22 protein-coding genes are annotated in these 21646 nt (G+C 64.9%); 11 read left to right on the forward strand and 11 right to left on the reverse strand.

Annotated features, from left to right (window positions below; all coding sequences use genetic code 11):
- The first annotated feature begins 161 nt into the window (after positions 1-161).
- From ACVIHF_RS25805 to ACVIHF_RS25825, 5 genes are all read left to right on the forward strand, one after another.
- Positions 162-791 (forward strand): DUF1326 domain-containing protein, encoded by a 630-nt coding sequence (locus ACVIHF_RS25805; protein WP_057015186.1) that lies wholly within the window; start codon positions 162-164, stop codon positions 789-791.
- A 44-nt stretch (positions 792-835) separates the two neighbouring features.
- Entirely contained in the window at positions 836-1609 is a 774-nt protein-coding gene (locus ACVIHF_RS25810; protein WP_310881912.1) for a DUF2182 domain-containing protein, read from the forward strand.
- Positions 1610-2266: 657 nt separating this feature from the next.
- Entirely contained in the window at positions 2267-2563 is a 297-nt protein-coding gene (locus ACVIHF_RS25815) for a hypothetical protein (RefSeq protein ID WP_028341258.1), read from the forward strand.
- Positions 2564-2972: 409 nt separating this feature from the next.
- On the forward strand, positions 2973-5105 hold the full coding sequence (flhA, locus tag ACVIHF_RS25820; RefSeq protein WP_050383751.1) for a flagellar biosynthesis protein FlhA: 2133 nt from the start codon (positions 2973-2975) through the stop codon (positions 5103-5105).
- A 385-nt stretch (positions 5106-5490) separates the two neighbouring features.
- Positions 5491-5691, forward strand: coding sequence for a hypothetical protein (locus ACVIHF_RS25825; RefSeq protein WP_092090232.1), 201 nt, complete (start codon positions 5491-5493; stop codon positions 5689-5691).
- A 297-nt stretch (positions 5692-5988) separates the two neighbouring features.
- Here ACVIHF_RS25825 and ACVIHF_RS25830 read toward each other — a convergent pair whose 3' ends face one another.
- The 4 genes from ACVIHF_RS25830 to fliI all read right to left on the reverse strand — a co-directional run bounded on the left by ACVIHF_RS25830 (position 5989) and on the right by fliI (position 9571).
- Positions 5989-6957, reverse strand: a complete 969-nt coding sequence (locus ACVIHF_RS25830) for an anti-sigma factor (protein ID WP_456792738.1) — start codon at positions 6955-6957, stop codon at positions 5989-5991.
- Positions 6958-6960: 3 nt separating this feature from the next.
- The gene (locus ACVIHF_RS25835) at positions 6961-7506 is read right to left on the reverse strand and encodes a sigma-70 family RNA polymerase sigma factor (RefSeq protein ID WP_253607307.1); all 546 of its coding nucleotides are present in this window, start codon (positions 7504-7506) and stop codon (positions 6961-6963) included.
- A gap of 211 nt (positions 7507-7717) precedes the next feature.
- On the reverse strand, positions 7718-8137 hold the full coding sequence (gene fliJ, locus ACVIHF_RS25840) for a flagellar export protein FliJ (protein ID WP_016848565.1): 420 nt from the start codon (positions 8135-8137) through the stop codon (positions 7718-7720).
- Positions 8138-8245: 108 nt separating this feature from the next.
- Positions 8246-9571 carry a flagellar protein export ATPase FliI gene (gene fliI / locus ACVIHF_RS25845; protein ID WP_310881916.1) on the reverse strand — a complete coding sequence of 442 codons (1326 nt, stop codon included), beginning with the start codon at positions 9569-9571 and terminating at the stop codon, positions 8246-8248.
- A 367-nt stretch (positions 9572-9938) separates the two neighbouring features.
- Here fliI and ctrA point away from each other — a divergent pair, with 367 nt between their 5' ends.
- From ctrA to ACVIHF_RS25870, 5 genes are all read left to right on the forward strand, one after another.
- Positions 9939-10640 (forward strand): response regulator transcription factor CtrA, encoded by a 702-nt coding sequence (ctrA, locus tag ACVIHF_RS25850; protein WP_016848562.1) that lies wholly within the window; start codon positions 9939-9941, stop codon positions 10638-10640.
- Between the two features lie 166 nt (positions 10641-10806).
- Positions 10807-11211 (forward strand): DUF350 domain-containing protein, encoded by a 405-nt coding sequence (locus ACVIHF_RS25855; protein ID WP_016848561.1) that lies wholly within the window; start codon positions 10807-10809, stop codon positions 11209-11211.
- 16 nt (positions 11212-11227) lie between these two features.
- Positions 11228-11659, forward strand: a complete 432-nt coding sequence (locus ACVIHF_RS25860; RefSeq protein WP_456792739.1) for a hypothetical protein — start codon at positions 11228-11230, stop codon at positions 11657-11659.
- Positions 11660-11767: 108 nt separating this feature from the next.
- Positions 11768-11986 (forward strand): hypothetical protein, encoded by a 219-nt coding sequence (locus ACVIHF_RS25865; RefSeq protein WP_143029822.1) that lies wholly within the window; start codon positions 11768-11770, stop codon positions 11984-11986.
- 33 nt (positions 11987-12019) lie between these two features.
- Entirely contained in the window at positions 12020-13177 is a 1158-nt protein-coding gene (locus ACVIHF_RS25870; RefSeq protein WP_253607305.1) for a glutathionylspermidine synthase family protein, read from the forward strand.
- 159 nt (positions 13178-13336) lie between these two features.
- On the opposite strand, the gene ACVIHF_RS25875 is transcribed toward ACVIHF_RS25870, so the two are convergent.
- The 6 genes from ACVIHF_RS25875 to chpT form a co-directional block, all read right to left on the reverse strand.
- Complete coding sequence (locus ACVIHF_RS25875) at positions 13337-14209, reverse strand: CheR family methyltransferase (RefSeq protein WP_253638928.1); 873 nt, start codon at positions 14207-14209, stop codon at positions 13337-13339.
- A complete protein-coding gene (locus tag ACVIHF_RS25880) occupies positions 14206-15372 on the reverse strand; it encodes a protein-glutamate methylesterase/protein-glutamine glutaminase (protein WP_310880167.1) in 1167 nt (388 codons plus the stop codon). Before ACVIHF_RS25880 ends, ACVIHF_RS25875 begins: the two co-directional genes overlap by 4 nt.
- Positions 15373-15502: 130 nt before the next feature.
- Positions 15503-15868 (reverse strand): response regulator, encoded by a 366-nt coding sequence (locus ACVIHF_RS25885; RefSeq protein WP_018273268.1) that lies wholly within the window; start codon positions 15866-15868, stop codon positions 15503-15505.
- 63 nt (positions 15869-15931) lie between these two features.
- Positions 15932-16402 (reverse strand): chemotaxis protein CheW, encoded by a 471-nt coding sequence (locus tag ACVIHF_RS25890; RefSeq protein WP_310880168.1) that lies wholly within the window; start codon positions 16400-16402, stop codon positions 15932-15934.
- Between the two features lie 22 nt (positions 16403-16424).
- Complete coding sequence (locus ACVIHF_RS25895) at positions 16425-19184, reverse strand: hybrid sensor histidine kinase/response regulator (protein ID WP_456792740.1); 2760 nt, start codon at positions 19182-19184, stop codon at positions 16425-16427.
- A 202-nt stretch (positions 19185-19386) separates the two neighbouring features.
- Positions 19387-20034 (reverse strand): histidine phosphotransferase ChpT, encoded by a 648-nt coding sequence (gene chpT, locus ACVIHF_RS25900; RefSeq protein WP_253591253.1) that lies wholly within the window; start codon positions 20032-20034, stop codon positions 19387-19389.
- A 241-nt stretch (positions 20035-20275) separates the two neighbouring features.
- Here chpT and cysQ point away from each other — a divergent pair, with 241 nt between their 5' ends.
- Positions 20276-21103, forward strand: coding sequence for a 3'(2'),5'-bisphosphate nucleotidase CysQ (gene cysQ / locus ACVIHF_RS25905; protein ID WP_456792741.1), 828 nt, complete (start codon positions 20276-20278; stop codon positions 21101-21103).
- Here the strand turns inward: cysQ and ACVIHF_RS25910 are convergent, their stop codons facing one another.
- Positions 21104-21568, reverse strand: a complete 465-nt coding sequence (locus ACVIHF_RS25910; protein ID WP_456792742.1) for a YHS domain-containing (seleno)protein — start codon at positions 21566-21568, stop codon at positions 21104-21106.
- Positions 21569-21646: the final 78 nt, after the last annotated feature.

Below are 21646 nucleotides of genomic sequence, written 5' to 3' on the forward strand. Positions count from 1 at the left end.
CGCCGCGGCGATGTTTGGACGATCGGGCGTCAGCGCTTCCTGTACCGCCGGACCGGTTGCTGCTATGATCCCGGCCTACTTGAACTGATCCGGTTTTTTTTGAAGCGGAAGGCATTCTGAAGCGCCTGCATTGATCACCGACAGTCATATGGAGGTTTGCCATGGCTTCTGACTGGCGTCTCGAAGGCGAATGGATCAAGAACTGCAATTGTGCATTTGGCTGCCCCTGCGATTTCAATGCGCTGCCGACGCATGGTTCCTGCAAAGGCATGGTCGGCATGCGGATCACCAAGGGGCATTTCGGCAGCACCAAGCTCGACGGCCTGGTGTTCGCGGCAACCGTCGACTTTCCCGGCGCGCTTCACGAGGGCAACGGGCAGATGCAGCCGATCATCGACGAGCGCGCCACGGCGGAACAGCGCGAAGCGCTGTTCAACATCCTGTCCGGCAAGAATTCGGCCGAAGGCACGCTGTTCCAGATCTTCAGCCTGATCGTGACCAAGATCCATGATCCGGTGTTCGTGCCGATCGAGTTCTCCTTCGACAAGAACGGGCGCGTCGCCAAGCTCGTCGCCAAGGGCGTGCTGGAGACCGAGGTCGAGCCGATCAAGAATCCTGTCACCGGCACGCCGCATCGCATCCAGGTCGTGATGCCGGAGGGGTTCGAGCATAGGGGGGCCGAGGTGGCCTCCTCCAACATCCGCTCGACCGGGGCGATCAAGTACGAGACCAAGGGCTCGCACAGCTCGCTCGCCAACGTCGTGCAGACGCCGGACGGCGTCGCGGCCTGACACAGCCGGGCGCGGTTCGGCCGTTCGGCTGCTGGGATCCCACCATGAGCGAGACATCGGCGCTCGAAAACGTCCTGCGGCATGACCGCCTGATCTTTGCAGGCGGCATCGCCGCGGTGATGGCGCTGGCCTGGGCCTATCTCCTGGCCGGCGCCGGCATCGACATGAGCATGGCTGATATGCCGATGGATCCGACGCCATGGACGCCTTCCTATGCCGTGCTGGTGTTCGTCATGTGGTTGACGATGATGGTCGCCATGATGATCTCGAGCGCCGCGCCGATGGTGTTGCTGTTCGCCGCCCTGAAGCGCAAGCAATCGGCAACGCCCTCTCCCCTCGCTGAGGCCTGGATCTTCCTGTGCGGCTATCTCGTGATCTGGGCCGGCTTCAGCCTCGCCGCGACGCTGGCGCAATGGCAACTCGACCTCGCCGGACTCTTGTCGATGGCGATGGCTGCTACCAGCGCGACGCTCGCCAGCGGCGTCCTGCTGCTGGCCGGGCTCTACCAGTTCACGCCGCTCAAGCGAGCCTGCCTGCGCTACTGCCAGAGCCCGGTGCTGTTCCTGAGCCGGCACTGGCGACCGGGCACGGCCGGTGCGCTGCGCATGGGGCTGCGGCACGGCCTTTACTGCCTCGGCTGCTGCTGGTTCCTGATGGCATTGCTGTTCGTCGGCGGCGTGATGAACCTGCTCTGGATCGTCGGCATCACGGTCTACGTCGCCTGCGAGAAGCTGCTCCCGGTCGGCCACCGCCTCAGCTATGCCGCCGGCGCCGCGTTGATTGTGGCGGGACTGATCGTGCTCGTGCATACGACTTGAGAAAGTGTCCGGACGTGTAGGAATATCGATCGCGCGACGGCGATCATCCTGTCGAAGAAGATTGAAAGCAGTGCGAGCTGGTTCACACTTGCCATTCGTCATCCGTGCCAAGATCGTTCGGACGGTGGATTGTGCGTCGCAGGCCGGCAGCGCTGCTTGTGACGGAACTGACGAGCGACAGACGCTCGCGTGCTGGCGTCAAGCCAGATGCCCCACGCCCCGGCCGTCGCGCCGAGAGAACCGCATGCATTTCATCGGAGGGTACATCATGCATACCTTGCCCGCAGAATGGCTACCCGTTTCAACTGCGCCAGCAGACCGGGATCTCGAAGTCTGTGTCCTGGACTATGATGGAATGGTCCATGCGCTCGTGGTCCCCTGCCACAAGGACGGCGCCGACTGGGTCGTTGGTTCAAATGACCACGTCCATGTTCAACCGACGCATTGGCGCAGTTGGACTGAGCCCGCCTAAAGCGGGCCCCTGCACCGCCGGGCGGACCCGGCGCAGGGCCGCCGGGGACGCTCCATGGCGCCCGGACGAGTTACCGCCATCGCGCCGCACGGGCACGAGCCCCGGTGCGGCGTCAATCTCGCGCCAGCCCATGAAATCGGCTAGACTTGTCGCGTGAGGTTCAAGGGTGGGCCAGGAGGCTCGTCATGGAATCACACGTGATCCCCTTTGAAAATCGCTGGACCAACGGCAAGCATGCCTGGGAGTGGCACTGCGAGCTCGAGCGGCTGGGCGTGCCGACAGTCCGGACGATGTACTGCGAGCATGAAACGCACCGTCGCAACAAGTCGGCGGTGGTGTTCGACATCCCCGCGGGCTTTGTCCACGACTGGCTGGCCTTTCATGACCGGCGCGCCGCCCGGCAGCAGTTCTTGTGGCGCGCCAGCGTCATCACGCTCGGCATCATCGCCGCATCGGGCGTCGTGCTCGGTGCGCTCAGATAGAGGCCGCAAGGCCTGCGGCCTCATCCGTGGCCATCCTTCGAGACGCCCGCCTTTGGCGGGCTCCTCATCAGGATGACGCGTTGTTGCGGGGCAAAATCCTGGTCTGGACCCTCATGGTGAGGGCGGCGCATCTTGACCACGAGGCCCTCTCACCCCTGCTTCCGGCCGCGAATCCCCCTGCCGGCGCCTGCGACGACCCGTGCGGTCGCGCGAAAGCCCTTATTAACCCTTTGCTAACCATACACCCGGCAAGAATTGCCGAGTGAAGTCGAGTGTCGTCGAACGCGTCTAACGGGCGGAGATCCCCGTGAACGCCAGCGCGGTGCCTCACTTTCGGAACGGCGGCCCTGCGGCCGTCGCGCAGACGCTTGGCGGCCGCAGCCGCCAGTCGCGGGGGAGAGCGGCTACCATGGTCGACGTCACGGCGGGTCAGGGCACGGCAGGCAAGAGCGGATTGCCGAGCCTCGGCGAGATCGGCGACATCCTGAAGCGCGGCGATATCGCGCTGGCGATCGGCGTCCTCACCATCCTGGTGGTGCTGATCCTGCCGCTGCCCTCGATCGTGCTCGACCTTTTCCTGGCGGTCTCGATCACGGTCTCGATCCTGATCCTGATGACCTCGCTGTTCATCCAGGCGCCGCTGGAATTCTCGTCGTTTCCGACCATCCTGCTGATCTCGACCATGCTGCGGCTGTCGCTGAACATGGCCTCGACCCGGCTGATCCTGAGCCACGGCCATGAGGGCACGGCGGCCGCCGGCCACGTCATCGAGGCGTTCGGCAACTTCGTGATGGGCGGCAACTTCGTGATCGGCATCATCGTGTTCGCGATCCTGGTGATCGTGAACTTCGTGGTCATCACCAAGGGTTCGGGCCGCATCGCCGAAGTCGCGGCACGCTTCCAGCTGGATTCGATGCCCGGCAAGCAGATGGCGATCGACGCCGATCTCTCCGCCGGCCTGATCGACGAGAAGGCCGCCAAGGAGCGCCGCAAGGCGCTGGAAGACGAGAGCGGCTTCTTCGGCGCCATGGACGGTGCCTCGAAATTCGTCCGCGGCGATGCCATCGCCGGTCTTTTGATCGTCGGCATCAACATCGTCGGCGGCATTATCATCGGCGTCGCCCAGCAGGGCCTCTCCTTCAGCGAAGCCGCCCGCACCTACACCGTGCTGACGGTCGGCGACGGCCTCGTCACCCAGGTGCCCGCGCTGATCGTCTCGACCGCCGCCGGCCTCCTGGTCTCCAAGGCCGGCATCACCGGCGCCGCCGACAAGGCGCTGATGCGCCAGCTCTCCGGCTATCCGCAGGCGCTCGGCATGTCGGCCGGCGTGATGCTGGTGCTGGCGCTGCTGCCGGGCATTCCGACGCTGCCGTTCCTGGCGCTGGGCTCCGGCGCCGCGGTGCTGGCCTGGAACGCTCGCAAGCAGAAGCGGGCTGCGAAGGCGGCCGAAACGGCAGCAGCCGCCGCCCCTGCTGCAGCCGCGGCCGCCGCCGCTGCGGCCGCGGAGGAGCCGATCGCCGCCGCGCTGAAGATCGACGACCTCAAGATCGAGCTCGGCTACGCGCTGCTGCCGCTGGTCAACGGCCCCGACGGCACCGACCGCCTGACCGAGCAGATCAAGGCGCTGCGCCGCTCGCTGGCCATAGAGATGGGTTTCGTGATGCCGGCGGTGCGCATCCTCGACAACGTCCAGCTCGAAGCCAACAGCTACGTCATCAAGATCAAGGAAGTCGACGCCGGCACCGGCAAGATCTGGCCGAGCCAGTTCATGGTCATGGACCCCGCCGGCAACCAGGTGCAACTGCCCGGCATCCACACCATCGAGCCTACCTTCGGCCTGCCGGCGACCTGGGTCGACGCCGGCCTGAAGGAAGAGGCCGCGCTGAAGGGCTACACCGTGGTCGACGCCGCGACCGTGCTGTCGACGCATCTGACCGAGCTGCTCAAGACCAACATGGCGGACCTGTTGTCCTACGGCGAGGTGCAGAAGCTCTTGAAGGACCTGCCGAAGGAGCAAGGCGAGCTGATCAAGGACATCGTGCCGGGCCAGGTCACGGTGTCGGGCATCCAGCGCGTGCTGCAATTGCTGCTCGCCGAGCGCATCTCGATCCGCGATCTCTCGACCATCCTCGAAGGCATCGCCGACGCGCTGGCGTTCTCGCGCAATCCGGCCACCATGGTCGAGCACGTCCGTGCCCGGCTGGCCCGCCAGATCTGCGCGCAAAACACCTCGCCGAACGGCTATTTGCCGCTGATCGCGTTGTCGGCGCGCTGGGAGCAGGCGTTTGCGGAATCGATCGTAGGCACCGGCGACGACCGCAGCCTGGCGATGCAGCCCTCGAAACTGTCGGAGTTCATGACCGCCGTGCGCAACGCCTTCGAGCAGGCGGCGCGCGAGGGCGAGGCGCCGGTCCTGGTGACGTCGGCCGCGATCCGGCCGTTCGTTCGCTCACTGGTGGAACGGTTCCGCTCGCAGACCACCGTCCTGTCGCAAGCCGAGATCCATCCCAGGGCCCGGCTGAAGACGGTCGGCAGCGTTTAGAGTCACTTGTTCGGAAGCGTTTTCTGCACGCGAGCCGGGCGTCCACTTCGCGCGAAAACGAGCTAGGGGCCGCAAATCACTTGCGTTTTCGTCTGTGCTTTCTCGCCACAGGCAACTGATTTATGCAGAACAGGCCGGAACGGCCCTATCTGGGATGCAGCATCCCAGCATAATCCCAAGACACTGATATTAAATAGCTTTAATGCGTCTCGGATTACCAAAGGGTCATTTCTGATCGCGCCCGATCACGTCTCATCACGGCCTTGTGATGGCCTCTAGGGAACGGAATCGGCAAATCCTACGTTAGCGGGGCACGAGACGTTGAACCGGACAACAGACCGAACCGACAGATTTACTGAGAGCAGGAAGGCGGCAGGAGACTTCCATGAACCACTCGATCTACAGCGCCGATCGTATGACGCACCTGAAGATTGTGGTTGTGGCGTTGTTCGCCGGTATCCTGGTCGCGGGCTTCGGCATCGCGGCACATAATTCGTCGGATGAGGGATACACGCAGACGGCGCGGGTCATGAAGGCCGGCAAGCCCGTCGCGATCACCAGCACCAGCAACTCGCTGGTCCGCTAACACTGGTCCGCTAACAGGAGAGTTTCACGAATTCACGTAGTGTTCTTTACAGCCCCCCAAAGTCGCTGCGTGGATATTTAAGACCCCCAACTACCCCCAAGTTGACTATCGAAAACGCCCGCTCCCCACGGGCGTTTTCTTTTTTTGCGGGTGGCCGACGCGACATCTTATCCACGTCATTGCGAGCGCAGCGAAGCAATCCACTGTCACCGCTCGTGCGGAAGGGTGCATTGCTTCGCTGCGCTCGCAATGGGACGGGCGGCCACCATCGGCAACCTCTGACGATGGGCGGCTGGCCTATCGCGGCGGCGAACCCGACGCGCCCGGTACGGTCTCGATCAGCTTCCCGGTGAAGATCGGCGCCGAGGTCGGCTGGCCGTTCGGCGAGCCGCCGGCCTGCTCGACGGTCACCGCATAGGTGGCGCCGTTGATCACGTCAGAATCGTAGCCCGACAGCACCGGCCGCGCGGTGAAATCATCGGCGCCGATCACGCCGAGCGAGCGCGGCTGCGGCAGCTTGTCGGAGATCAGCCAGAGCTCGAAACTTTTGCCGGGCTCCGACGGGGCGCCGACCTTGCGGACGGTGAAGTTCTTGGTGGCGCCGTCGATGGTCATGATGAAGGCCGGCCCGCCATTCGGCCCCTGCAGCAGCGCGACATATTGCGCCGACGGCGTCAACGCTGGCGCCGGCGTCTTCACTTCGACGGTCTGGATGCGCGGCTTCGGCCGGATCGCATTCGGCAGAGCGTCGGGCTTGTAGATCTGCAGGCCGAGCGTCACCAGCAGCGCGGCCGCGATCGCGGTCGCGGCCGACGCGATGCCGCGCCAGCGTTTGACGCGGCCCGTCAGCGCGGTCACGTTGCGCTCGTCGAAGATGACCCGCGGCGGTCGGGCCTCGGGCAGCCTCCGGGGCTCGGGCGACTGCGCAGGCTCCGGATCGAACGCCGAGCCGAATTCGGGATCGTCCGTGATTGGCGAAGGCGGCGGCGTCACCGTCGTGGCCGGCGTCTCCGGCAGCACCAGCGGCGCCTGCGGCGCGCTCGTGTGGCCGATCGCCGCCTTGATGTTGTCCCAAACCGCCGGACGCGGCTCGACCAGGCCGACCATCTGATTCAGCGGCCCGAGCCTGAACTGCCAGGCCTGCACCAGGGCTGCGAACTCGCTGTCGACGACCATCATGGTCTCGACCTGCGCGCGCTCCTCGGCATCGAGCGTACCGAGCGCATATTCCGCGGCGAGCGCGATATGGTCTTCGCTATAGGCCATCAATCAGAGTCCAAGACACTCCCGGATATCCATCAGGCTGCGGCGCAGCCAAGTCTTCACCGTGTTCACCGGCGTCTCGAACTTTGCGGCGAGTTGCTCGCGGCTCCAGCCGTTGTAATAGGCGAGCAGCACGAGCTTCTGACGATCCGGCTCCAAACGACCGACGCACTCCAGCAATCGCTTCAACTCTTCCGTCATCTCCCGTCGCGCCAGTGGATCGGGCTGGTCGGCTGCGACCTCCATCGCCGCCGGCTCTTCCTCCAGCGAGGCCTCGCCGCGCTTGCGCACCACGTCAATGGCGCGGTTGCGCGCGATCGACGTCATCCACGTGATCGGGGATGACAGGGCTGGGTTGAACTGCCCGGCGCTGTTCCAGATCTTGACGTAAGCCTCCTGAATGACCTCCTCGGCGAGGTCCTGTCGCCGCAAGATACGGAGCACGACGCCGAAGAGTTTCGAGCGGGTCGCGGCGTACAGCCGCTCGAAGGCGGCCTCATCCCCCTTGGCGACGGCGGCGATCAGCCAGACCAGCTCAGCCGGCGTCAGCATCTTGCGCCCTCCAAGCCCCGATCCCCCATCGCCTCATTGCCACCGTGCTGCCGATCATCCGTCCTGACCGGTGGTAGCATATTTTGGGACACCACGATCCGCCAAGGGGCTAACAAGTGGCCGGCAAGTCGGCGGCTTGTGGACAGCGCCCAGCAAAAAGCCCGGGCGATCGGCCCGGGCTCTCAATCTGGTCAGCGGAGGGAGCGAGGGTTCAGGCGATGACGCCGAGACGGGCCCGCATCAGGCCGATCGAATCCATGTCGGCTTGTTCGCGAGCGCTCTCCTCCGCGCGTTCGCGCGCCTGGTCGCGCTCGTCGAGCAACTCGACCTTCTTCAATTCCTCGAATGCCTCCGACAGCAGCGCCTTGGCGTCGTCGAGCTGGGCGCGCAGTTCGTCGGCCGAACGGGTCAGGTTCTCGCGGCGCTGGATCGCGGCCTTGGCATAGGTCGGATAGGCGAAGTGCGTGGGGTCGTTGATCCCGGCGCGCTCCTGCTCGGTCTGGATCTCGCGCTCGAGCTCGACCGACATGCGCTGGAAGTCGGCGATCATGCCTTCGATCTGGGTAACCCGACGGCGCTTCTCGTCGACCTGAAATTTCTTCAGGCGAATCAGCGTTTCACGTGACTTCATCGACTCATACTCCCCAGAAGTCCCAAATCTGAACGCGGGACAGAGCCGGCTCCCCGCTGGGCCCCGCCGGCATAGCTATGGTGTGCCGGTGATGATGGCCCGACAAAGTTAGCGTTCCGTTTCCAAACCCGACAGGATTTGAGCCAGTTGCCGGTAGCCGTCGGGAAGGCTGGTGGACTCGTCCTTGGCCTGGCGCAGGTAGGCCTCGAGTGGCTCATGCAGCCGGATCGCCTCGTCGACCTCCGCGCTGGAACCCGGCCGGTAGGCCCCGAGCCGGATCAATTCCTCCATGTCGGCATAGGTCGCCATCACCTGCCGCGCCTTGTTGATGTAGGGCAGGAAGTCGGGGTCGGCCGACCGCGGCATGGTGCGCGACACCGACTTGAGGATGTTGACCGCGGGATAGCGGCCGCGCTCGGCGATCGCCCGCTGCATCACGATATGGCCGTCGAGGATGCCGCGCACCGCATCCGCGATCGGCTCATTGTGATCGTCGCCGTCGACCAGCACCGTGAAAATCGCGGTGATGGTGCCGTCGCCGGTGCCCGGCCCTGCCCGCTCGAGCAGCTTCGGCAATTCGGTGAACACGGTCGGCGTGTAGCCCTTGGCGGTCGGCGGCTCGCCCGCCGAGAGGCCGATCTCGCGCTGCGCCATCGCAAAGCGCGTCACCGAGTCCATCAGGCACAGCACATCCTGGTCCTCGTCGCGGAAATATTCCGCGATGGCGAGCGTCAGATACGCTGCCTGGCGCCGCATCAGCGCCGGCTCGTCCGAGGTCGCGACCACCACGACCGAGCGCGCCAGCCCCTCCTCGCCGAGATCCTCCTGGAGGAATTCCTGCACCTCGCGGCCGCGTTCGCCGATCAGCCCGATCACCGAGATCGCGGCATCGACATTGCGCGCCAGCATCGACAGCAGCACCGACTTGCCGACGCCGGAGCCGGCGAAGATGCCGAGCCGCTGGCCGCGGCAGCAGGTCAGGAAAGTATTGAGACCGCGCACGCCGAGATCGAGCGGCGGACCGACCCGCTTGCGCGAATGCGCCGGCGGCGGCGAGTTGCGGTAGGACATCGGCGAGGCGCCCTGCACCAGCGGGCCCTTGCCGTCGATCGGCTCGCCCATCGCGTTGACGACGCGGCCAAGCCAGGCCGGCGACGGCCGCACCTGGCTCGCCGCATTGGCGATCACCGCGCGGCAACCGCGCCTCACGCCATCTAATCCGCCGAACGGCATCACCACCGCGTTCTCGCCGGAGAAGCCGATCACCTCGGCGGGAATGAAGCGGCCCGCGCCGACGTCGATCACGATGCGGGCGCCGACCGACATCGCGTGAATGGGGCCCGCGATCTCGACCATCAGCCCGCGGACGCCGACCACGCGGCCATAAATATTGACGCCGTCGATGTCGCCGATCTGCTCCGCGAGCGCCTTCATTGCGAAAACCTTAAGTTTCCGCTTTTTTGCTCCGGCCGCTTAACTTCGTGTTTACCCGCATCATTAATCATTGCGTCACTGTCTTTGGTGACTGAGGTCGCTTGCCCATCAGAAGAAGGGCGAGTCGCGAGAGTCGGTTAGGCCCGGCTCTTAATGTGGAAACTGAACGAGCGCGGTTAGGAAAAGCTTCTTCTACGCAATATCTTAGGGCGATTCGACAAAAATTGCACGGTTAGAGCTTGCGTCGAGGAATCAGTTTTTGTTAACCATATCTCGTCAGGATCCGAATCAGTTGTTCAAAGGCGTTTTGTGAGTGCCGCAAGTGCGGCCGACCTGACGCCCGGAGCGGCGACTATAGGGGACTGGCATGCGCGTTTTGCTGATTGAAGATGATAGCGCCGTCGCGCAGTCGATCGAATTGATGCTCAAATCCGAGAGTTTCAACGTCTACACGACGGACCTCGGCGAAGAAGGTGTCGATCTCGGCAAGCTTTACGACTACGACATCATCCTGCTCGACCTCAACCTGCCCGACATGTCCGGCTACGACGTGCTCAAGCAGCTCCGGGTTTCGAAGATCAAGACTCCCATTCTGATCCTCTCCGGCCTCGCCGGCATCGAGGACAAGGTCAAGGGTCTCGGCGTCGGCGCCGACGACTACATGACCAAGCCCTTCCACAAGGACGAGCTGGTTGCCCGCATCCACGCGATCGTGCGCCGCTCCAAGGGGCACGCCCAATCGGTCATCCAGACCGGCGATCTCGTGGTCAATCTCGACACCAAGACGGTCGAGGTCGGCGGCCAGCGCGTGCATCTGACCGGCAAGGAATACCAGATGCTGGAGCTGCTCTCGCTCCGCAAGGGCACCACCCTCACCAAGGAAATGTTCCTCAACCATCTCTACGGCGGCATGGACGAGCCGGAGCTGAAGATCATCGACGTCTTCATCTGCAAGCTCCGCAAGAAGCTCGCCAACGCCTCCGAAGGCCGCAACTTCATCGAGACCGTGTGGGGCCGCGGCTACGTGCTGCGCGAGCCGCACGAGGCCGACGAGCGTATTCCCGCCTGACCTTCTGGGCCCGCAGAGAACCGCAAGGTTCGCTCCTTTCGACCTGAACCCCGCCGCAAATGGCGGGGTTTTTGTTTGGATTGAACCGGCTCTCGGCATGCGCCGACCAAGGGAACGTGCAATCCTGCCTCGCGCGAATCCCGACGAACTCCCGGACCGCCCCGACATGATCCTGCAATCCCTCGCCGGCCTGCCGGCGTTCCTGGTCTATTTCTGCACGGCGCTGATCGCCGTGGTCGCCTACCTCTTCGTCTACACGCGCGTCACCCCGCATGACGAATTCCAGCTGATCCGCGACAACGATCCGGCGGCGGCGATTGCGCTGGGCTTAAGCCTGCTCGGCTTCGTGCTGCCGGTGGTCAGCGCGATCGCCCATTCCGCCAATGTGGTGGACTGCCTGATCTGGAGCATCATCGCGCTGATCGTGCAGATCATCGTCTATTACATCGTGAAGATCCCGGTGCCGAACCTGTCGGCGCGGATCGCCTCCGGCGAAATGGCGCCGGCGATCTGGCTCGGGCTGTCCTCGCTGGCCGCAGGCGCGCTGAACGCGGCCTGCATGATCTACTGAGCCGTTGAGCCAAACCATGGCGCGCAAACCGAACCCGGACTTCGGCAAACGGCGACCGGTCGTGCCGGCGGTGCCGACGCCGCCGCGGCCGGATGCGCCATCCAAGCGCTCCAACCACGTCGCGCTGCTCTTGATGGGAACGCTCGCGGTCGGCGGCAGCGCCTACGCGCTGATGCCGCGGCCGAATTGCCAGCCGGTGCCGCCGACGCCGCCGGGCGTCACCGCACCGGGCGTCGCCACGCCGGTCCCGCCACAACCCGGCGCTGACTGCACGTCGCGCAGCTCATCGTCCGGATCGGGCGGCAGCAGCGGCTCGCGCAGCAGCTTCTACAGCGGCAGCTCGTCGTCGAGCGGCTCCTCCTCTTCCTCGAGCTCGTCGCCAAGCTCGTCGGTGAGCCGCGGCGGCTTCGGTTCGTTCGCGCATGCGTTCGGCTTCAGCGGCGGCTGATGCATGTTGCCGTGTCATCGCCGTGTCATCGCGCTTTCGCTTGCCCGGCGAACGCAGCTGATGGAAACTCGGCATGGCTCCGCAGACGGCAAGGCAGGGATTGCGTCCATGAAACGCTCGCGCCGCGTATGGCTGAAATTGATGGGAAGTATCGCGATCGGCGCGGCGTCGATCGGCCTGACGCCAAGCCATGCCCGCAGCCACCACCATGCAGGACACGGAACGAAGGGAAAGTCGGCGGAACGGTCACCCTCCGGCGGCTTCGGCGGCGCGCCGCGCACCATCGCCCGCTACGGCGACGACGATCCGTCGCATGGCGGAAGCTGACACCAGGCTGACGAGCGAGCGCGGTTTCCCCTCATGCAACGCATCGCATGTCCCGAACGCGACGATTGGCGGACGACTGCCGAGAACGCCGGCTTCACCTTCCACACCATCGACGGCGAACGGTATTGGGACGAGCGCGCCTATTACGCCTTCACGCTGGACGAGATCGAGCGCTCGATCGAGGCGCCGACCGGCGAGATCGACGCGATGTGTCTCGAGCTCGCCGGACGCACGGTCAGGGATGAGCGCTATCTGCGCCGGCTGAAAATACCGGAGGCGTTCTGGGATCTGATCGCTGCAAGCTGGCGCCGCAGGAATCCGAGCCTGTACGGCCGGCTCGATCTCACCTTCGACGGCCGCGGCCCGGCCAAGCTGCTCGAATACAATGCCGACACGCCGACCTCGATCTTCGAGGCCGCGGTATTTCAATGGACCTGGCTCGAACAGGCGATTGCGCGCAACATCATCCCGAAGCGCGCCGACCAGTTCAACTCGATCCACGACCGGCTGATCGAGGCCTGGAAAAGGATCGGCGCGACCCACCCGCTGCATCTCACCGGACTGACCGGAAATCCCGAGGACGCCGGCACGCTCGCCTATCTCGAGGACACCGCGGCGCAGGCCGGGCTGAAGACCACGCTGCTCGACATCGAGGAGATCGGACTGCGCGACGACGGTCAGTTCGTCGACCTCGACGAACGCCCGATCGCGCTCGCGTTCAAGCTCTATCCGTGGGAGTGGATGTTCCACGACGCGTTCGGCAAGAACCTCTCGACCGCGCCGACGCAATGGATCGAGCCGCCATGGAAGGCGATCCTCTCCAACAAGGGCATCCTGCCGCTGCTCTGGGAGATGTTCCCGAACCACCCCAATCTGCTACCGGCCTATTTCGAGGACGACCCGCAGGCCGCCCAGCTCGGCACGTCGTTCGTGCGCAAGCCGATCTATTCGCGCGAGGGCGCCAATGTCGAGCTGGTCAGCGCCGGCGTCACGCTGGTCGCCGAGCAAGGCCCCTACGGCGCCGAAGGCTTCATCCGCCAGGCGCTGGCGCCGCTGCCGAATTTTTCCGGGCAGTATCCGGTGCTCGGCAGCTGGCTGGTGGACGGCACGCCCTGCGGACTCTCGATTCGGGAAGACGAGAATCCAATCACCGGCAACACCTCGCGCTTCCTGCCGCACGCGATTTTGTAGTTCATGAACGTTGAAAGAACGCGGCTCTGTCGCCGTCATCCTGAGGTGCGAGCGCTTGCGAGCCTCGAAGGATGCACGGCCCCGCTGGTGGCCGTCGACCCTTCGAGACGCCGCTTCGCGGCTCCTCAGGGTGACGGGGTTAAAGCGAGATGTCTCGTCTCACCGCGCAGCGGACGCAACCGCCTTCAGCACATGCAGCGCGGCGCCGGCGCGCGCGACTGGCGCAGTGTTTGGCTGATAGAGCCCGCGCCGGTCGGGATATGGCCTGAACAGGTTGGTGATGCCGACCACGGATTCCGCCGCGCCAAGCGCCAGCACGCCGTCGGGCTCGAGCATCCGGGACACCTTGCCGAAGATACCGGCCTTGGTCTGCTGATCGAAATAGATCAGCACATTGCGGCAGAAGATCACGTCGAAGGTGCCGAGATGCGACAGGTCCTGCAACAGATTGAGCTGGCGGTGCTGCACCATGCCGCGGATATCGGCGTTGAGCTGCCAGAGCTCGCCCTTCTGCACGAAATACTTGACCAGCAGCTGGATCGGCAGGCCGCGCTGCACCTCGAACTGGCTGAACAGGCCGGCCTTCGCCTTTTCGAGCACCGCCTGCGACAGGTCGGTGGCGATGATCTCGATCCGCCAGCCGGCAAACAGCGCAGTCATCTCCTTCAGCAGCATCGCGATCGAATACGGCTCCTGCCCGGTCGACGACGCCGCGCACCAAATGCGCAAGCTGCGGCGCGCCGCGCGCGCCTGCGCGAGCGCGGGCAGCACCGCTTCCTTCAGATGGTCGAACGGGATCTTGTCGCGAAAGAAGAAGGTCTCGTTGGTGGTCATCGCTTCGACCACCTCCGATGTCAGCAGCTCCGCGCCGCCCTTCATCCGCTGCACCAGCTCGGGAATCCCGGCGAGGTTCGACCGGCGCGCCAAGGGCAGCAGGCGGCTCTCGACCAGATACTGCTTGTCGGCGGAGAGATCGAGGCCGGAACGCTCCTTCAGCAGCTTACGCAGATACTCGTAGTCCAGCGGCGTCACGAACGGTCTCCCGCAAATACCCGAACAAGCTTCGGTGCGATCTGATTGAGCGGCAGCACCGCGGCGCAGATGCCGGCATTGACCGCGGCACCGGGCATGCCCCACACCACGCTGGTTGCTTCGTCCTGCGCGATCACGCTGCCGCCGGCGGCGACGATGTCCTTGCCGCCGCGCATGCCGTCGGAGCCCATGCCGGTCAGGATCACCGACATGATGCTGCCCTGCCAGACATCGATCGCGGAGGTGAACATCGGATCCACCGCGGGCTTGCAGAAATTGACCGGCGGCCCGTCATCGAGCGCGATCGTGGCATCGACGCCGTGGCGGGCGACGCGCATGTGGCGCCCGCCGGGCGCCAGATAGATCTGGCCCGGCTTGATGCTCTCGCCGTCGATCCCCTCATGCGCCGGCCGCTTGCTGGTGCGCGCCAGATGCTCGGCGAGAATGGTCGTGAAGGTCGGCGGCATGTGCTGGGTGATCAGCACCGGGAAGCGATCGATCACCGGGCCGATCTCGGCGACCAGCGTCATCAGCGCCTGCGGGCCGCCGGTCGACGAGCCGATCAGCAGCACCTTGGGCGGCAGCAGGCCGAACGAACGGCGCGTGGCCTGGGCCGGCGCTGTGTGCGCAGCAGCGGGCGCCAGCGGACGCGGCCTGTCATGACCGGGCGCAAGCGGCGGGCTTGCCGTCGAGTGCACCGGGTTGCGCCGCGCCTTGGCACCGAGATGACGGATCTTCTGGATCAGGTCGTGGCGGAAGGTTTCCGCGGCGGTGGCCTCGCGCGTGCTTTCCGGTTTCGGAATGTAGTCGGACGCACCGAGCGAGAGAGCCTTCAGGCTGATCTCCGCGTTGCGACGGGTCAGCGTGGAGGCCATGATGACGACGAGATCGCGCTTCTTCGCCAGCAGCTGCGGCAGCGCCGAGATGCCGTCGAGGTCGGGCATCTCGATATCGAGCACCGCGACATCGGGGTTGATGCGTTCGAGCTGGTTGACGGCGTCGAGGCCGGTGCGCAGCGAGGCGACGACTTCCATGTCGGGCTCGGCGCCGATCCAGCGCGAGATCATCCCGCGGATCACCACGGAATCGTCGACCACCATCACCCGCACCTTGTCGGAACGGGTCGATGTCGGGACCGCAGTACTTGTCAACGCAACACTCATGACTTCACCAGCGACGCAACACGACGCACAACAACCGTTGAGCCGAAGGCTTCTGCCGCCGGATCGAACGAAGAATCTAAGTCAGCATGATCTTCTCGGAAAACCGGTTCCCACTTTTCCGGATCATGCTCTAAATGAGTCCGACTTCCTGGAACTTCGCGGTGACGATGTCCCGGTCGAACGGCTTCATGATGTATTCGTTGGCACCGGCATGCAGCGCGCGTGCGATATGCGCGACGTCATTCTCGGTGGTGCAGAACACGACCTTGGGCTGATCGCCGCCGGGCATGCGGCGGAGATTGCCGAGAAACTCGTAGCCGTCCATGACCGGCATGTTCCAGTCGAGCAGCACCGCTTCCGGCATCGCGCGCTTGCAGGCCTCGAGCGCCTTGGCGCCGTCCTCGGCCTCGACGATCTGGAAATCGAGCCCTTCCAGAATGCGGCGGGCGACCTTGCGAATGACGCTTGAGTCATCGACAACAAGACAGGTTCTCATCTGCGACCTCTACTTCCTCATCCCCGGTGGGATGTTTCAGTTCTTCAGTTCGGGCGGCCCTGTTCACGCCGCTTTGGCGTCGGGCACCAGTTCGAGCACGCGATCGACATCGAGGACGACCATGAGCTGGCCGTCGAGGCGGTGGACGCCGCCGGCGAGCTTGGCCATGCGGGGATCGAGGTTGACCGGGTTGTCCTCGCGGCTGTTTTCGGAGAGCCGCAGCACCTCGCCGATCTGGTCGATCAGCAGGCCATAGGATTCGCCGCGCTGGTCGACGCCGACCGCCATCGGAGGCTTACCGTCGTCGGCCTTCGGCAGCCCGAGCCGGGCGCGCATGTCGACCACGGTGACGATGCGGCCGCGCAGATTGAGCACGCCGGCGATCTCGCTGGAGGCCAGCGGCACCCGCGTCAGCCGCTCCGGCATGAACACGTCCTGCACCCGCGAGATCGGCAGGCCGAACAGCTGCCCGCCGATCACGGCGGTGACGTATTCGGCCATGGCGCCTTCACTGGTCTCGCTCTTGCTGGTCATCAATTCGTTTCCTTGCATCCGGTCACGCGGCGCGGCGCAGTTCGGCGGTCTGCTCCTTCAGCGCCGCGATCAGCCCGGGACGATCAAACTTGGCGACATAGTCGTGGAAGCCGGCCTGCCGGCCGCGCTCGATCGCCGCCGGCGACACCATCGCCGACAGCGCGATGATCGGCAGCCCGATCAGATTGTGGTCGCTTCGGATGTTCTCGGCGAACTCAAAGCCGTTCATCTCGGGCATCTCGATGTCGGTCAGCACGACGTCGAAGCTCTGTCCCGAACGCAGCGCCGCGAGCCCTTCCTGCGCGCCGCCCGCGGTCCTGACCTTGTAGCCGGCGGCTTTGAGCACCGGCGCCAGCATGTTGCGGAAGAACGCTGAGTCATCGACCAGCAGCACCGACTGCGCCGAGGCCGACGGGCGCATCTCCTTGCGCGAGAACCAGTCGGCGAACGCCATCGGCAGGAAGTGGCCGACGTCGATCACCTCGGTGGCCTGACCCTTGATCACGGCCGAACCCAAAATGCCGTCCTGCGAACCCGCGACCTCGATGTTGAGCCGCTCCTCGACGATGTCGATGATCTCGTCGACCACGAGCCCCATCGAGCGGCCGTCGTCGGCGAACACCAGGATCGGCTGCGAGCCCTGCGACTGCACCTCGACCCCGGCCATCTGCACCAGCGGCATCAGCTGCTCGCGGTACTGCACCATGTAGCGGCCGTTCGAGAGCTCGATCTTGTCGGTTGCGATCTCCTCCAGCCGGGTGACGAGGCCGAGCGGCACCGCCTTGGGCTGCGAGGAGCCGGCGCGGAACACCAACAGCGAGGTCAGCTGCTCGCCGCTTGCGGCGTGGGCGTTCGCATTGTCGTCGGCGAGGTCATGGGCCGAGGAGCCGGACGCGCCGAGGGCTTTTGCGATCCCGTTGGGGTCGATGATCATGATCACGGCGCCATCGCCCAAGATGGTGTTGCCGGAGAACATGTCGATGTGCCGCAGCTTGGTCGACATCGGCTTGACCACGATCTCCTCGGTGTGGAACACGCCGTCGACCACGATGCCGAAGGTCTGGCTGCCCACCTGAGTGACCACGATGAAACCATTCTCGGCATCCGTAGTCGTCGCGCCGTCGTCGATCTTCAAGAGCTTCTTGAGGTGGATCAGCGGCAGCAGCTTGTTGCGCAGGCGCAAGACCGCGGTGTCCTTGATCCGCTCGATGCGGTGCTCGGAGTTGGCGCGGGCCCGCACCAGCTCGACGACAGACAATTGGGGAATCGCAAAACGGTCGCCGCCGGCTTCCACGATCAAAGCGGAGACGATCGCCAAGGTCAGCGGGATCTTGATGGTGACCGAGGCGCCCTCGCCGGCCACGCTCTTGATGTCGATGGTGCCGCCGATCTGGTCGATATTGGTGCGCACCACGTCCATGCCGACGCCGCGGCCGGACACCGAGGTCACTTGGGTGGCGGTCGAGAAGCCCGGCGCGAAGATGAACTTGTGGATCTGGGCCTCGGTCATCTTCTCCAGTTCAGCCTCGGTGACGAGACCGTTCTGGAGCGCCTTGGCCTTGATCCGCTCGGTGTTGAGCCCGCGGCCATTGTCGGCGATGCAGATGATGATGTGGCCGCCTTCGTGGTAGGCGGAGAGGCGAATGGTGCCCTGTTCTCCCTTGCCGGCCGCGAGGCGCTCGGCGGTGGTCTCGAGCCCATGATCGGCGGAGTTGCGCACCATGTGCGTCAGCGGATCCTTGATCAGGTCGAGCACCTGGCGGTCGAGCTCGGTGTCGGCGCCATGCATCTCGAGCTCGATCTGCTTGCCGAGTTCGCCGGAGAGGTCGCGGACGATGCGCGGCAGCTTCTGCCAGGCATTGCCGATCGGCTGCATGCGCGTCTTCATGACGCCTTCCTGCAGCTCGGCGGTGACGTTGGAGAGCCGCTGCAGCGGCACCTTGAACTCGGTGTCCTCGTTGCGGCGGGAGATCTCCAGCAGCTGGTTGCGGGTCAGCACCAGCTCGGAGACCATGGTCATGAGGTGTTCGAGGGTGTCGACATTGACCCGGATCGACTGGTTGGCGATCTTGTCGCCTTCCTGGACATCCTCACCGGCGGCCTTGCGGGCCGGCTTCTTCGCAGCCTCAGCCGGCTCGGCGGCGGGAGCCGCAGCGGCAGGCTTCGCGGCCGGCGCCGGCGCGGCGACTTCGGTCTCGGTCTCGCGGAAGGCGCGCTCGAGCTCGTCGAGCGAGACCTCGCCCGGACGCAGCGGACGCTCCAGCGTCTGCACCACCAGCGTGCCTTCGGTCATCGCCGCCTGCACCGACGGAGCTTCGACGACCGGCACGTCTTCTTCAGCAGCAACCGGCATCGACTGCGTCGAGCCTGACGATATCGACTGCGTCGAATCGGACATCGCCGCCATGCCGTGCTCGACCATCGCCTCCAGCTGATCGATCAGATCGCGGTCATTGCCTTCAGGCTCGGCCTCGGTCGCCTCGAGCCCGCCGAGGATCTCCTTGATGCGGTCGATCGAGGACAGGATCAGCGTCACGGCTTCCGCCTTCACCGGCATGCCGTCGCGGAATTTGCCCATCAAGGTCTCGCCGGCATGCGCCAGCGCCTCGAGCCGCGGCAGCCCGAGGAAGCCGCAGGTGCCCTTGATGGTGTGCACCAGCCGGAAGATGTTATCCAGGATCTTCGCGTTGTTCGGATCCTGCTCGAACTGCACCAGCTGGTTGTCGACCGTATCCAGGCTCTCGCTGCTCTCCGTCAGGAACTCGCGCAACAGATCGTCCATGAAACCAACCTTCGAAAAACGCCGAAAACGCAGCGGCGCGCAACATCGACGCGCCTGACGGAACTCAGGTCAGCTTCTCCGCAAAGCGTTTAAGTTTGGTTGAGCAAATGGAAAGGAACGGGATCAACAAAGAGATAAGGCCGCGCGATCGAATCGCGCGGCCGGTCGTAACCTTTGATTAATGATATCGGCGCGGCCGCGGTCAGGACGCGGCAATGATGACCTTGTCGCCGTCGAGCGCGAGCGTCACCTTCAGCCCGCAGGCTTCCGCCAGCAGGCGGGTGTAGTGCGGTTGCACCGCATGCGCATCGACCGTGTTCGGCGAGGTTGCATTCAGGAGATCGACGATGTTCTGCGGCACGCGCGCATTGAGGCCCGCGGCCGTGATGCGGAAGCTCATCGCCTCGCCTTCGCCGACCGGGTCGATGGTGAGCGTGCCGCCACGCGGGATCGTCTGCTGCGCAATGACCAGCATGTTCAAGAGCAGCTTGACCCGGTTCTTGGGCAACAGCAGCCGCGGCAGATTCCAGGTCAGCGTCACCTTGCCGTCCTCGATATGCCCCTTCGCCATGTTCTGGGCATCGCCGAGGTCGATCTGCGCGCCGGAGGAACCGGCCGCGCCGAACGCCAACCGGCAGAACTGCAGCCGCGCCGAAGCGGTCTTGGCGCTCTTGCGAATCAAATCGAGCGCGAAGTCGCGGTCTTCGGGCTTGGGATTGTCGTCAAGGACCTCAAGCCCATTGACGATCGCGCCGACCGGACTGATGAGATCGTGACAGACCCGCGAGCACAAGAGCGCCGCGAGTTCGAGCGCGTCGGGAGCGGGACCGGGAGACGAAGTGCCAGACATCAATTGTTTCCTGGAAAGCCGCACGCCGACCGAGGAGTGCGAATCACGCATGCCTGTGGGCTTGATACACCGCGCAGACGGATGCTGCCAGCTTGCGGCAGGACTGATAAAGCATGATCCGGAAAAGTGGAAACCGGTTTTCCGAAAAGATCATGCTCAAACAAGGAGATGAGATCATGATGCGATGCTCCGTCATCGCATCATGATCTCAGGGAACACAAACAGGATATGAGACCCCCTCATGATTAAGGCACAGCCGTCCCTGATCGGCTGCGAGGCCGCCGCCACGCTGCTCGAATCACTGACCGAACTTGTGATCCGCGCCGGCGAGGCAATTCTTGCCGTCAATCGTTCCGCGATGAATGTGACCGGCAAGAGCGACGGTTCGCCGGTCACCGAGGCCGATCTCGCCGCCGACCACATCATCGTCGAAGGCCTGACGCGGCTCGCGCCGCAGGTGTCGCTGCTGTCGGAGGAGCGCGTCCATCTGGCGACGCCGCCTTACAAGGACAGTTTCTTCCTGATCGATCCGCTCGACGGCACCAAGGAGTTCGTCGCCGGCCGCAATGAATTCACCGTCAATGTGGCGCTGGTCACGCAAGGCGTGCCGCTGCTCGGCATCGTCGGCGCACCGGCACTCGGGCTGATCTGGCGCGGCATCGTCGGCAAGGGCGCGGAGCGGTTGACGCTGCAGGGCAGCGCGGTTTCGCAGGGGGTGCCGATCAAGAGCCGTCCCTGCCCGCCGCGCGGCGCGCCATGGACGGTGGCAGTGAGCCGCTCGCATGGCGATGCGCGCACCGAAGCCTTCATCGACGCGCGCGGCGGCGCGGTCCGCGCCGTGCTGGGCTCGGCCGTCAAATTCGGCCGCGTCGCCGAGGGCGAGGTCGATATCTATCCCCGCCTGTCGCCGACATCGGAATGGGATGTGGCGGCCGGGCACGCAGTCGTCGTTGCGGCCGGCGGCAAGGTCACCGATTCGAACGGCAGCCCGTTGCATTTCGGGCTCGGCCGCGAAGACTTCCTGGTGCCGGAGTTCATTGCCTGGGGCGATCCGGCCGCGGCGCCGTAATCACTGCGCGAGATTGTCTTCCAGCTCCGGCCAACGCGCCGCGGCTTCCTTCAAAAAGCGCGCGGGATCGGCGGCGAACGCGTCACGGCTGCGTTCCCGGTTGAACAGGTAAAGCCTGTTCCCGACGATGGCCCAGAATCGCGGATTGCCCGCGCAGGTGACGCCCCGCACCAGATCAGTCGGATCGTAACCGCCGAATTGCGGGCCATAGATTTCAGGATGCGCCACGAACGAAGCGCGGTTGCCCTCGTTGCGGAAACGCCAGACCACGCCGTTCTCTGCGGCCTCGAATTCCGGCCGCCCCTGGGCCGCGGCGGCATCGGTGAAATAAGCGACGGGATCGAATCCCTCGATTGCCAATCCGGAGTAGCGGTTCGTCACCACGCGCTCGGTTGTGGTGGCCTGAACAGGCAAGGAGGGCCAGATGGCCGCCAAAATGCCCGCCAACAGGCCGAAAAACGCCATCCCCCGGCACGATCCATATCTTTCCTGCCGTTGTGCCGTCATAGTTGATACCGATAACATCCGAGTCGAGGGGACACC

The organism is Bradyrhizobium sp. USDA 4506 (assembly GCF_054058795.1).